The sequence below is a fragment of the Erythrobacter sp. S249 genome, from assembly GCF_057364975.1.
Map to the genome: position 1 here is coordinate 108,291 of NZ_CP200287.1, position 13,147 is coordinate 121,437.

Sequence of the window (13,147 nt, forward strand, 5' to 3'; positions counted from 1 at the left end):
GGCCAGACGGCTAAGATCTGAAATTTGAGGGAAGGGGCGGGCTATTCCGCCCCTTTTTTCGTGGGGCTTTCGCGGTAAGACGGCAGCGATATCTGCCACACGACCGCCGCCACGCGCAGCGCATAACCCGCCGCAAAGGCGATGGCCCAAACGGCCATATCGGGCAGGCCGAGATGCGGTGCTGCCAGCATTCCTGCTACGGTCAGAGAGGCGCTCAGCGCCGCTGCTGTGACGTATAGCTCTGGCCGCATGATCACCGACGGGCGGCCGGCCACGACATCGCGGATGATCCCGCCGACACAGCCGGTGATGATCCCCATCAGCGCGGCGGGTACTGGAGGAATGCCGTAGGCAGTCGCCTTTGCCGCGCCCAGGACGGCATAGGCCGCGAGACCAGCGCCATCAGCGATATCGAACAATTTGCCCTCCCAGAAACGGGTCGGGGTAAACCAAGCGAACAATGCGGTGGATAGGCAGATGGCCGCCACCCACGGGTCCGTGATCCAAAACACTGGCGCATCGATCAGCAGATCGCGCACCGTGCCTCCGCCCACGCCCGTGACGAGCGCGAAGAACGCCATGGTGACAAAGGTCTGGCGTTCCTTGGCGGCGATGACCGCGCCAGACAGAGCGAAGATCGCGATGCCAACGACATCGAGAATATCGAGAACCGGGGTAAGAATTTCCTCGTTCATGACTGGATCTCCGCGTGCGCGCTGCGGCTGGTCATGCCAAGTCCTTTGCGGGCGATTCTAACCGTGCAGGATTTCGCCTATGGCTTTGGCTGCGTGGATGCAATCGAGATCGGACCAGCGCGGACCCATTACCTGCATTCCGCAGGGCAGGGTCGCGCCGCGATTGGTGCCGGACCCGATAGGTAGGCAGGTTGCGGGCAGGTTGGGGAAGGTCGCAAGCCCCGCCCATGTCAGGCCGGCGCCCGCAGGCATCTCCGCGCCGTTGACGTGCAAGGTGGCATCGAAGATCGACCCATCTCTATGCGGCACGGCCAGCACCGGCGCGGGCGGGGCTAGGACAAAGTCGTAGGTCTCAAACACGCGCTCCCATGCGATCTCGTAGCGGATTTGCGCATCCAGCAGGTCAAACCAATCAGTGGCGGTTGCGCGTTTGCCATTGGGCGCAGGCGCGCCGCGCGCCATCGCGGTGTTCATCATCCTCAGGTAATCCGCCTGTTGCTGAGCGAGATCGGGCAGCAGGTCGCTGCTCCGGTCGATGCTCACACCAGCGGCCTCCAGAGCAGCCAGCGCGGCCTCAGTTGGAGCGCGTACGCTTTCGTCAATCGGACTGTCCGGGAAATCGAGCACCGCTAGCAGGCGGCATTGCTTCAGTGGCTTGCCGCCCTCGCGCAGCGGCATGGAGGCACCGATCCGCATCAGGGCGGCAAGATCATCGGCATTGCGCGCCAATGGCCCGGCAATCGACAGCGCGCCATCGTGCCCATCTTTGCCCTTCATCGCTGGGTGATCATGGCCGTGTTTGGAGACCAGACCCCAACTGCTTTTATGCCCCCAGACCCCGCAGAAATGCGCCGGCACGCGTACAGAGCCGCCAATGTCCGTGCCAAATTCGCAAGGCACCATTCCGCTAGCGACGGCGGCGGCTGACCCGCCGGATGATCCACCGGGTGAGCGGTCATGATCGTGCGGATTGTTGGTACGGCCATAGACTGGGTTGTTCGATTGCCAATCGGTGAGATCGGGCGGAACGTTGCTTTTGCCGATGAAGATGACGCCAGCGGCCTTGAGCTTTGCGACAAGCTTTGCATCGCGTGTCGCAATATTGCCCGCAAACTGTGTGTGACCCCAAGAGGTCGGCAGCCCCTCAATGTCGAAGCTTTCCTTGATCGTCATCGGCACGCCAAACAGCGGCTGATCATCGCGCGGCGTGACCCCGTCGAGCGCGCGGGCAGCTTCACTAGCGCGCTCAAAATCTGGCACGGCCAGCGCATTTACATGGCCATCAAAGTGCTCAATTCGGATGATCGCGGCATCCACCGCCTCCGCCGGGCTCATTTCTCCAGCACGGATGGCCGCAGCCGTTTCAAGCGCGCCGGGTTTGTCGGTCAGTGTTGGATAGGCCAAATGATCATCCCCTCACGCCCAGTTCTAGGGGCGAGAGGGGACAGGATCAATTGCCGTGTTTGTGTGGGCGCGCTCAAACGGCCTGAGCTGCCAAATTGCGCGGGACAATTCACATATGGATGGGCTTGCCCGTCACAGCCATTGCCGCCTCTTTGACGGCCTCTGCGTGGGTCGGGTGCGCGTGGCAGGTGTAGGCGATGTCTTCTGACGTTGCGCCGAACTCCATCGCGACCGCGACTTCTGCGATCATCGTACCGGCTAGGCTGGCAACGATATGCACGCCCAGCACGCGGTCCGTTTCGGCATCGGCGATAACTTTCACAAAGCCATCGGTGTCGCGGTTCGCCTTTGCGCGGCTGTTCGCCATCATCGGGAACTTGCCGACTTTGACCGTGTGGCCTGCTTCTTTCGCAGCTGCCTCAGTCATGCCGACATCGGCGAATTCTGGCATGGTGTAGACCACGCCCGGGATCACGTCGTGATTGATGATGCCGGTCTCGCCAGCGACGTTTTCTGCGCAGGCAATGCCTTCATCCTCGGCCTTGTGGGCGAGCATCGGGCCGGGGACACAGTCGCCGATGGCCCAAACGCCATCCACCTCGGTGCGGAAGTCGTGGCCGACCTCGATCTGGCCGCGCTTGTTGGTTTCAATCCCGATCTTGTCGAGTGCCAGGCCATCGGTGTTGGGCCGGCGTCCGATTGAGACAAGCACGTGGCTGGCCTTGATCGTTTGTTCGTCGCCGCCTGCGGATTTCTCTACGCTCAGGGTCACGTCCTTAGCGGTTGCTTTGGCGCCGGTGACCTTGTGGCTGAGCATCAGCTCCATGCCTTGCTTTTTGAAGATCTTGCCGGCTTCCTTGCGAACATCTGCGTCCATTCCGGGCAGCAGCTGGTCGAGGAATTCGATCACAGTGACCTTCGCACCGAGGCGTCGCCAGACAGACCCAAGCTCCAGCCCGATAACGCCGCCGCCGATCACGACGAGGTGCTCTGGCACTTCTTCAAGTTCGAGCGCGCCGGTGCTGTCGACGATGCGTTTTGCGGCATTATCGACCTCAACGCCGGGCAGGGGCGTGACGGAGGAGCCGGTGGCGATAATGATGTCTTTCGCGGTGACCGTTTCGTCGCCGACTTTCACCGAATGCGCATCTTCAAACGCGGCGTGACCCTTGATCCAAGTGACCTTGTTCTTCTTGAACAGAAATTCGATCCCGCCGGTGAGCTCGCCCACGGCCTTGTCCTTCTCCGCCATCATAACGCCCAGATCGAGCTTTGGCTTGGCGGTGATGCCCCATTTGGCGAAGTGGCCACCATCGGCCTCTTCAAACAGCTCAGAACCGTGAAGCAGCGCTTTTGACGGGATGCACCCGACGTTGAGGCATGTGCCGCCCAGCGTCTCGCGGCTTTCAACGCAGGCCGTTTTCAGGCCCAGCTGCGCCGCGCGAATTGCGGCGACATAGCCGCCCGGTCCCGCGCCAATGACAAGGCAATCGTAGTCGTAATTCTCAGCCATCAATAACTCCGCTCATCCTGAGCTTGTCGAAGGATTTTCCTTCACTTGGTGTCCGTTGCTCAAAAGTGAAGAGCAGGGCTTCGACAGGCTCAGCCCGAACGGATTAGTTTGTGTTGCGTACAAATCGATCAATATCCGGATTGGATCGTTGATCGCTTCCTTGATGATCTTCTTCCTTGGCCTTAGCCATCTGCGGCCACGCCCGTTTCGGCGATGCACGCGTCCATAATCTCTTGTGATTTAGCAGGGAGAGGGGCGAGTTCCATGCCCACCTCTTCGATGACTTTGCCAGCGCCGCAATCGCACACGGTCTTGGCGGTGTCTTCATCCGCGCCGGTCGCAACGGCGGACTTCACGCAGGATTCAACGAAGTTGGTGCGGAATTCCGCTTCCTTGTCTTCCTGCGATCCACCGCAAGCGGCCAGATTGACAGCTGAGGCGGCGATGATTGCAAACTTGATGCGCATAGTTAGTCCTTCCTAGAACCTTGTTCAGTGAGGGCGTTCGATCTAGATGCCGGCCTTGGCTTCGCATTCGTTGGTGATGGATTTGTATTCGTCTTGGTCGATCTCTGCGCGTTCGCCGAAGCCATCCGATGGCAGATCCGTTACCTCAACCATGCCATCCGCAACGCAATTGCAGACGGCTTCTTTCTGCTCAGCAGAAACGCTGCCGCCGACGTAATTCATCGAGCAAGAGCCATACATACCGGTTCTGAAATGCTCTTCGATCTTCGCCTCAAGCTCTGGATCGCCGCCACAAGCGGTCAGGGCGGTCGCACATGCGCCGAAGATGAGTGTGGTGGTGAATTTCTTCATGTGCTTTTCCAATCGTGTGATGGAGAGTGACTTAGAGGTCGATCAGCATCCGGGTTGGGTCTTCAATCGCTTCCTTGATGATTTTCAGCGCAGTCACAGCTTCGCGGCCATCGATCAGACGGTGATCATAGCTGAGCGCGAGATACATCATTGGGCGGATCACAACCTCTCCGTTGATCGCGACCGGGCGGTCCTCGATCCGGTGCAGGCCGAGCACGGCGCTTTGCGGAGCGTTGATGATTGGCGTCGACATCAGCGATCCAAACACACCGCCATTCGAAATCGTGAAGGTGCCGCCGGTCATATCGGCCATGGTCAGCGTGCCTTCCTTGGCGCGCTTGCCGAAATCGGCGATGTCTTTCTCGATCCCGGCAAAGCCCTTTTTGTCGCAGTCGCGAACGACCGGAACGACAAGGCCATTGGGCGCGGATACGGCGACAGAGATGTCGACATAATCGTGATAAACGATTTCATCGCCCTCGATGTACGCATTGACCGATGGCACATCCTTCAGTGCGAGGCAGGCGGCCTTGGCGAAGAAGCCCATGAAGCCGAGGCGGATATCGTGCTTCTTGGCGAACAGGTCTTTGTATTTGCTGCGCGCTTCGATGACCGCGCTCATATCGCAATCGTTGAAGGTGGTGAGCAAGGCAGCGGTGTCCTGCGCACCTTTCAAACGCTTCGCGATGGTCTGGCGCATCCGCGTCATCTTCACGCGTTCGTCATTTCGGCCAGCGCTTGGCGCGGCTGTGCCAGCGGACGTTGCAGCTGCCGGGGCAGGGGAGGCTGCTGGTGCAGGATCGCCCTTTGCCTTCGCGGCGGCCAGCACGTCTTCCTTGGTCAGGCGGCCGTCTTTGCCGGTGCCTTTGATGGTTGAGGGATCAACACCGTGCTCCAGCACCGCGCGGCGCACCGCCGGTGAGAGCGTTTGCGCGGCGGCCTGCAGATCGTCGGAGCCTTCCGCTTTGGCTGCTGGTGCCGGGGCGTCTGCCTTGGCTGCGGGTGCAGGGGCGCTGGCAGAAGCATCAGCATCAATCACCGCGAGAACCGCGCCGACTTCGACTGTGTCGCCGACGGCGGCTTTATGCTCGGTCAGGACGCCTGCGATGGGCGAGGGCACATCAACGGCGACCTTATCTGTCTCTAGGCTGACAATCGGCTCGTCAGCGGCAACCGCGTCGCCGGGCTGCTTGAGCCATTCGCCAATAGTGCCTTCGGTGACGGATTCGCCGAGCGCTGGGACTGTAATATCTTGGGCCATAATGGGTTCCTTAGGCCTTTTTCTTGCTGGATTTACTGGATGAATTCGAAAGGCCGAGCGCATCTGCGATCAACGCTTCTTGCTGCTCGGCGTGCCGTTTGGCAAGGCCGGTGGCAGGCGATGCGGATGCATCACGCCCGGCATAGATTGGCCGCATGCCATCATGGCCGGCCGCGCTCAGCGATCCCTCGATCTGATTATCGACGAATAGCCAGGCGCCATTGTTCTTCGGCTCTTCCTGGCACCAGACGACCTCTTCGAGGTTTGTCATCCGCTTAAGCCGCGCGGCCAGTGGATCGCCAGGGAAAGGGTAGAGCTGCTCAATGCGGACGATCGACACATCTTTGATCTTCGCCTTGTCGCGGGCTTCGATCAGGTCGTAGGCGACCTTGCCGGAACACAGGACCAGACGCTTGACCTTCTTGTCGTCAATCTTGGTCGTATCCGACTTGATCCGCATGAAGTGGTGATCGCCCAGGAATTCCTCGCGCGGGCTCTTTGCCATCGGATGCCTTAGCAGGCTCTTCGGCGTCACAATCACCATCGGCTTGCGGAATGGGCGCAGCATTTGGCGGCGCAGAACGTGGAAATAGTTCGCCGGCGTGGTGATGTTGCAGACCTGGATATTGTCGTTCGCGCAGAGCTGCAGGAAGCGTTCAAGCCGGGCGGAGCTGTGCTCTGGACCCTGGCCCTCATATCCATGCGGCAACAGCATGACGAGACCGTTAGCGCGCAGCCACTTGGCCTCGCCGCTGACGATATACTGGTCGATCATGATCTGCGCGCCATTGGCAAAATCGCCAAATTGCGCCTCCCACAGGACCAGTGATTTTGGGTCAGCCATGGCAAAACCATATTCAAACCCGAGCACGCCATATTCGGATAAGGTGCTGTCATACACCTCGAACTTGCCATGCGGCAGAGTGGTGAGCGGGATGTATTTGCGCTCAGTCTTTTGATCGACCCACACCGCGTGACGCTGGCTAAAGGTGCCGCGCCCGGAATCCTGACCGGATAGGCGCACACCGTATCCGCCCATTACTAAGCTGCCAAAAGCGAGCGCCTCTGCGGTGGCCCAATCAAAGCCTTCGCCGGTGCTGAACATTTCGCCTTTGGCCTTGAGCACGCGGCCCAAGGTCTTGTGAATGTCCAGATCGTCCGGCACTTCTGTCAGGATGCGGCCAAGGCTGTCGAACTGCTTCGGCTCAATTGCGGTTTCAACGTTGCGCCGTGCGGATTCTGGATCAACCGGCTTGTTAAGACCAGCCCAGCGGCCCGCGAACCAATCCGCCTCATTCGGCTTATAGCTTTTGGACGCTTCAAATTCCTCGTCGAGCTCGGCGACAAATTCGTCCTGCAACTGCTTTAAGGTATCCGCCTCGATCACGCCTTGCTCGCTCAACCGCTCAGCATAAATCGCGCTGACTTTCGGGTGAGTGCGGATCGCATCATACATTAGCGGCTGTGTGAACTTCGGCTCATCGCCTTCATTGTGGCCGAACCGGCGATAGCACCACATGTCGATCACAACGTCGCGCTTGAAGGTCTGGCGATATTCCACCGCCAGCTTACACGCGAAGGTCACGGCCTCTGGATCGTCGCCGTTTACGTGCAGGATCGGCGCCATCACGCCCTTCGCCACATCCGATGGATAGGGCGAGCTGCGCGCAAAGCGCGGCGAGGTTGTAAAGCCGATCTGGTTGTTGATGATAAAGTGTAGGCAGCCGCCCGTGTCATAGCCGTTTACGCCTGACAGGCTGAGGCTTTCCCAAACCACGCCTTGCCCAGCGAACGCGGCGTCACCGTGGATGAGGACGGGCAGAACCTGATCCTTCTTGTCCAGATCATCGCGGATCGCCTGCTGCGCGCGGACCTTGCCCAGCACAACTGGATTGACCGTTTCGAGGTGCGATGGGTTGGGGACGAGCGACATGTGCACGTCGATCCCATCAAAGCTGCGGTCAGTGCTGGTGCCGAGGTGATATTTCACATCGCCAGAGCCGCCAACATCTTCTGGATTGGCAGAGCCGCCGGAGAATTCGTGAAAGATGACCTTGTATGGCTTAGCCATAACGTTCGCGAGCACGTTGAGGCGCCCGCGGTGCGCCATCCCGTAAATGATCTCGCGCACACCGGAACTGCCGCCATGCTTGATCACCGCCTCTAGGGCCGGGATCATGCTCTCGCCGCCGTCTAGGCCAAAGCGTTTGGTGCCGACGTATTTCTTGCCGAGAAACGCTTCATATTGCTCGCCGCGAACCACCGCGGCTAGGATGGCGCGCTTGCCCTCCGGCGTGAACTGGATCGTCTCGCCGGGGCTTTCAAATTTGTCCTGCAGGAACCGCCGCTCTTCCGTGTCGGCGATGTGCATGTATTCCAGGCCCACCTTGCCGCAATAGGTCGCGCGCAACGTGTTGTAGAGATCGCGCACGCTGGTCCATTCCAGACCGAGCACGCCGCCGACATAGACCTGAGCGTCTTCCTTGCCCGCAAGGCCGTGGAATTCGAGCGTAAGGTCAGCTGGCACATCGCGGTGTGAGAGGCCCAGCGGATCAAGATCCGCTGCCATATGGCCGCGCACCCGGTAAAGCCGCACTAAAGTCATGGCTGCAATCGAAAGGCTCGCCGCCTCCTCAATCGCCGCTGGATCCAGCGCCTTGCCAGCCTTCTTTGCCGCCTTTTCAACCGCCAGCTTCATGACCGTCGGGTCAAGCGCCTGCGTCAGATCATCAGCATCCTCGCCGCCGCTCAGCGGCCAACGCGCATTGCCCCAGGAAGGGCCGGGCTGCGGGCCTTCCTGATCGATCATCTCGGGGACGAAATTTGGGGTCTCTTTATTCATCGGACTATCCCGTGGGGAGGAGATGGAGGCCCCCGCCGAGGCGGGGGCTCACGTAAAGCTCAGGCCATTTCCTTGAGCATTGCATCCAAAGTGGTGCCCAGCTCAGATGGGGAAGGCGATACACGGATGCCTGCGGCTTCCATCGCGGCGATCTTGTCGTCCGCGCCGCCTTTGCCGCCAGACACAATCGCGCCGGCGTGGCCCATGCGGCGTCCCGGAGGCGCCGTGCGGCCAGCGATAAAGCCAACGGTAGGCTTGCTGCGGCCCTTGGCGGCTTCTGCCTTGAGGAATTCGGCCGCTTCTTCTTCCGCGCTGCCGCCGATCTCGCCGATCATGATGATCGACTTGGTTTCTTCATCGTCCAAGAACAGGTCGAGTACGTCGATAAAGTTGGTGCCATTGACCGGGTCGCCGCCAATGCCGACCGCCGTGGTCTGGCCCAGGCCAACCATCGTGGTCTGGTGCACGGCTTCGTAAGTGAGCGTGCCAGAGCGTGAGACCACGCCAACGCTGCCCTTTTGGAAGATGCTGCCCGGCATAATGCCGATCTTGCATTCACCCGGGGTCAGAACGCCGGGGCAGTTCGGGCCGATCAGGCGCGATTTGGAGCCTTCGAGCGCAGCCTTCACCCGTACCATGTCGAGCACAGGAATGCCTTCAGTGATGGCAATGATCAGCTCAACCTCGGCGTCAATCGCCTCACAAATGGCGTCACCAGCGAAGGGCGGCGGCACATAGATGCACGATGCGGTTGCGCCGGTTTCAGCCTTCGCCTCGCGCACGGTGTTGAAATTGGGCAGGCCGATATGCGTCGTGCCGCCTTTGCCGGGCGTGACGCCCGCAACCATTTGCGTGCCGTAATCCAGCGCCTGCTGGGTGTGGAACGTGCCGGTGTCCCCGGTCATGCCTTGAGTGATGACCTTGGTGTCTTTGTTTACGAGAATGCTCATTCTTGCTCGCTCTCTTGGTTTGGAATTTTTGGGGAGGTTTCCGGAGTAAACCTGCGGTAGCTCAACATGTAAAAGCCGGGATAAAATACATCGTCAGGAAGGTCCGATGCGGCTGAAAAGGAATTGGTGTAGCGTGCTATTGTGCGCACATGCGTGGGCGAAATGTCGTCCCAAACCCACGTGCCATCGCGATGGTCACCTGGTGAGTTGCCGATGCCTGAATCAACCTCTTTGCCGAACACCGCGCCCAGCAATTTGCCAGATGGCATAAAGGGAAGATCAGGCACCATCGTAACACAGAGAAATTCTGTCGCGGCGATATTGCCTTCGCCCTCGACGTAACGGGCAGGCTCGCCTTCTTCCGCCTCGATATTTCGCACAGCCATGAACTGGATAAGCTCCAGCTCTTCCACCGTCTTTGTAAAGACGCTGACATTGCTGTCGATCACTCGGTCTTTGGATGTGAATTCAGCCGCGCGCCGGGTGAGAACATCATCATCTCCATCACGCACCGCCCACCCTGTGCTGAGCAAATCGCCATCTGGCCTAAAGCCATTGACGCTGGGGCAGTCAAGCAGGTGAGTCTCCATCGCATCGACAAAAGCGAGCGTCGTGTCATGCGCCGCAGCAGGTGCAGCAATTGCGGCGAGCAAGACGAGGGGGGCGAACCGCATCATTCCACCGCTCCTACGGTATCTGATTTGAGGGCTACGCCATCGAATTTGAAAATGTCCGCCAATTGGCTGCCTGGCGGAATGAAGAACACTTGGAAGCTGTCATGGGCAGCTTGCGTGCCCGGCTCCCAATCGGTGATTTGAACGCCGTCTTGATCAATCGCTTTGATAGGCTCGCGGTCCAGCCATTCCGCTACTGCCTCCGGCGGGATCGCGCGAGTTTCGCCAAGATCGAACAGGCGGCAGGCGCTAACGCGTGTGCCGTCGATCCTAACTTCGGAGAGGACTACGTAAAGCTCTTCGCCAGCGACAGTCTTTTTAAAGACCTGCATGTCGCTCATTGTGCCGCCAGCTTCGGTGACTGCCGCCCCGCCAGTTTCCTGAGCGAAGACGAGAAACATAACAAGCTGCGTGGGTGCAAATGCAGAGCCTTCTTGCCAATCCGCTGCGGTTAGCGAGGCAGCGGTTGCTGCTTGGTTTTCAACCGAACCGCATCCCTCGCGAAAGGCATTGAGCACTTCGAGCGCCGGGTATGAGGTGTCAGTGGCAGCAACCTCGACTGCGGCAAACCTTGTGATATCTACTCGAAGCACGGATGGCGATTGCTGAGCGCCTTCTGTTACGGCAGGGAACAGCCGTGCCGCGAGACCGGTGCTGATCCCGCCGCTTTTGTCTCTCCAAGCTGAGGCGCTGCTTTTGGGCGCGCCCACATTGTCGGCCGGGCGTCCTTTGAACGCACTCAGCGCGCTTGTCGAAAACTCGCGTGTTTCGCCAATGTCGTGCAAGCGGCAATAGGCATAGCGTTTGCCTGACAAATGTGTGCCTTCAACTGCTTCGATCCGCACTGACTCGCCGCCAAGCTCGCCCTTGAAATAGGCGGTCTTGCGGTTCTCAAGCGGCACGTCGAAGCCGTCATTGCGGTCTACAACCTGCGCCAACAGTGCGTCTTGCGACAGCTCAACCGGGGTAAACCCAGCGCCGGAAAGAGCCTCGGTCGTTTGTTGCCAGGACACCAGATTGCCGCAAGCCGATTGAACGCCGGATACAACCGCCACGATTGGATAGGCATCGTCGGTCGGCGCGGTGTCCACATGGCCGAGATGCGCAACCGCTGGTGCGGCCGCTGCGAGAGCTATCAAGGGGAGAAGGGCGAGCTTCATGGGGTTTCGCTCGCCTCTGCGGAATTGGCCTTCATCCGCGCGCGAATGAGCACGATGGCGGAGATGATCATGCTGACAATGCACCCAGCCCACATTGGGACGAGCGGAATGAGGATGAACGCGTGCGGGCCCAAACCAACGACGGCCAGACCGGCCATCGAGAGAACGAGCACCGCAGCGATCGCAATCAAGGCCGACTTCGCATTCATAGAACGCAGAATGACCAGCCCGAGCACGATCGGCGCAGCGGCAAAGCCGAGCATGAACAAGGTGATCCCCAAGTCGTCGAAGTCCATCACGCCTGCTCTCCTTTATTTACGCCCAATGCCACGCGCGCGGCGCCACACACCGCCGCAGCGGTCGCCAATGGAGCAATCATCGAGAAGAGATCTTGGTGCATGGGTGAATCAGGCCACCTTGATGTCTTTGTTTTTGTTGATGTTCATGCGTGTCGATCCTCAAGAGAAACAGAGTGTGGTCAATGACCTAGTGGTGCACAAGTCCAAAGCTGAAACCGAGGAGAGCGGCTATCAATGGTGATGCCCCCATATACAAGCAAATGATACGTGACTGTCCTTGTGCTCCAGACGCAAGCCCCATGCCGATTACCATGTAACCCAGAAAGACGGTTGCTATTACCCAAAGGCACGCGAAGAAATATAAGAAACCGTTTCCTGAAGATCCCGCGTAAAAATTGAAGCCAAACGGCAATAGGTTCCAAAACCCTATAAAGAACAAGCCTTTCTTTAGGTTGTGGCGCGCGGACTTCATTAGCTCAGCGAGCTGTCCAGGCCCTTACACGCATCAAGCAGTTCTTCGACTGCATCTACGCTCACTTGGAAGCCAGCTTTCGCGGTTTCGTCGAGTTCGATCTCAACGATCTTCTCAACGCCGTTAGCGCCGATAACAATCGGAACGCCGACATACAGGCCGTCCACACCGTATTGCCCTTCGAGATAGGCGGCGCATGGCAGGACGCGCTTCTTATCCTTGAGGTAGGCTTCCGCCATTTGGATCGCGCTGGTCGCCGGGGCGTAATAGGCTGAGCCATTGCCGAGCAAGCCAACGATTTCACCGCCGCCCTTGCGGGTGCGATCGACGATGGCGTCCATCTTCTCTTGCGTGGACCAGCCCATTTTGATGAGGTCTGGCACAGGAATGCCTGCAACGGTCGAATATTCGAGGATCGGAACCATGGTGTCGCCGTGGCCGCCCAGCACGAATGCGGTTACATCTTCCATCGACACATCAAATTCGTCGGCGAGGAAGTGACGGAAGCGCGCGCTGTCGAGTACGCCTGCCATGCCGACGACCTTGTTGTGCGGCAGGCCAGAAAATTCACGCAGCGCCCAAACCATCGCATCAAGCGGGTTGGTGATGCAAATCACGAATGCGTTCGGGCAATTGGCCTTGATGCCTTCGCCAACGGCTTTCATCACCTTGAGGTTGATGCCGAGCAGATCATCGCGGCTCATCCCAGGCTTGCGCGGGACGCCAGCGGTCACGATCACAACATCGCTGCCCGCGATATCGGCGTAATCAGTGGTGCCTTTGAGGTTCGCATCAAAACCCTCAACCGGGCCGGATTGCGACAGGTCGAGCGCCTTACCCGCGGGCATGCCCTCAGCAATGTCGAACAGGACGACGTCGCCCATTTCTTTCATCGCTGCGAGGTGGGCGAGAGTGCCGCCAATCATTCCAGCGCCGACGAGTGCGATCTTGTTGCGTGCCATGTTTTTGCAAAAACCCTTCTTTAGATACCGGCGGGACGAAAGCTAAGGTGTTGCATGTGTGATGCGCAGCGACCGTCCCGAGCAGCTGATACATCTG

Annotated in this window: 12 protein-coding genes; all 12 read right to left on the reverse strand. The window is 59.3% G+C overall.

What is annotated here, in order from left to right; all coding sequences use genetic code 11:
* Window positions 1-41: 41 nt before the first annotated feature.
* Entirely contained in the window at window positions 42-695 is a 654-nt protein-coding gene (locus tag AC0V6V_RS00570) for a trimeric intracellular cation channel family protein (protein WP_486163550.1), read from the reverse strand.
* A 57-nt stretch (window positions 696-752) separates the two neighbouring features.
* Window positions 753-2,099 (reverse strand): amidase family protein, encoded by a 1,347-nt coding sequence (locus tag AC0V6V_RS00575; RefSeq protein WP_486163551.1) that lies wholly within the window; start codon window positions 2,097-2,099, stop codon window positions 753-755.
* A 109-nt stretch (window positions 2,100-2,208) separates the two neighbouring features.
* A complete protein-coding gene (lpdA, locus tag AC0V6V_RS00580) occupies window positions 2,209-3,612 on the reverse strand; it encodes a dihydrolipoyl dehydrogenase (RefSeq protein WP_486166129.1) in 1,404 nt (467 codons plus the stop codon).
* Window positions 3,613-3,794: 182 nt separating this feature from the next.
* Window positions 3,795-4,079 carry a hypothetical protein gene (locus tag AC0V6V_RS00585; RefSeq protein WP_486163553.1) on the reverse strand — a complete coding sequence of 95 codons (285 nt, stop codon included), beginning with the start codon at window positions 4,077-4,079 and terminating at the stop codon, window positions 3,795-3,797.
* A gap of 42 nt (window positions 4,080-4,121) precedes the next feature.
* Entirely contained in the window at window positions 4,122-4,430 is a 309-nt protein-coding gene (locus AC0V6V_RS00590; RefSeq protein WP_486163554.1) for a hypothetical protein, read from the reverse strand.
* 31 nt (window positions 4,431-4,461) lie between these two features.
* On the reverse strand, window positions 4,462-5,691 hold the full coding sequence (gene odhB, locus AC0V6V_RS00595; protein ID WP_486163555.1) for a 2-oxoglutarate dehydrogenase complex dihydrolipoyllysine-residue succinyltransferase: 1,230 nt from the start codon (window positions 5,689-5,691) through the stop codon (window positions 4,462-4,464).
* A gap of 10 nt (window positions 5,692-5,701) precedes the next feature.
* Window positions 5,702-8,533 carry a 2-oxoglutarate dehydrogenase E1 component gene (locus AC0V6V_RS00600; protein ID WP_486163556.1) on the reverse strand — a complete coding sequence of 944 codons (2,832 nt, stop codon included), beginning with the start codon at window positions 8,531-8,533 and terminating at the stop codon, window positions 5,702-5,704.
* A gap of 59 nt (window positions 8,534-8,592) precedes the next feature.
* A complete protein-coding gene (gene sucD / locus AC0V6V_RS00605; protein ID WP_486139372.1) occupies window positions 8,593-9,483 on the reverse strand; it encodes a succinate--CoA ligase subunit alpha in 891 nt (296 codons plus the stop codon).
* The gene (locus tag AC0V6V_RS00610) at window positions 9,480-10,160 is read right to left on the reverse strand and encodes a hypothetical protein (RefSeq protein WP_486166130.1); all 681 of its coding nucleotides are present in this window, start codon (window positions 10,158-10,160) and stop codon (window positions 9,480-9,482) included. Before AC0V6V_RS00610 ends, sucD begins: the two co-directional genes overlap by 4 nt.
* Entirely contained in the window at window positions 10,157-11,317 is a 1,161-nt protein-coding gene (locus AC0V6V_RS00615; protein WP_486163558.1) for a hypothetical protein, read from the reverse strand. The genes AC0V6V_RS00610 and AC0V6V_RS00615 overlap by 4 nt, the downstream gene beginning before the upstream one ends.
* Complete coding sequence (locus AC0V6V_RS00620; protein ID WP_486163559.1) at window positions 11,314-11,613, reverse strand: hypothetical protein; 300 nt, start codon at window positions 11,611-11,613, stop codon at window positions 11,314-11,316. The genes AC0V6V_RS00615 and AC0V6V_RS00620 overlap by 4 nt, the downstream gene beginning before the upstream one ends.
* A gap of 474 nt (window positions 11,614-12,087) precedes the next feature.
* Window positions 12,088-13,050 (reverse strand): malate dehydrogenase, encoded by a 963-nt coding sequence (gene mdh / locus AC0V6V_RS00625; RefSeq protein ID WP_472645001.1) that lies wholly within the window; start codon window positions 13,048-13,050, stop codon window positions 12,088-12,090.
* Window positions 13,051-13,147 lie beyond the last annotated feature (97 nt).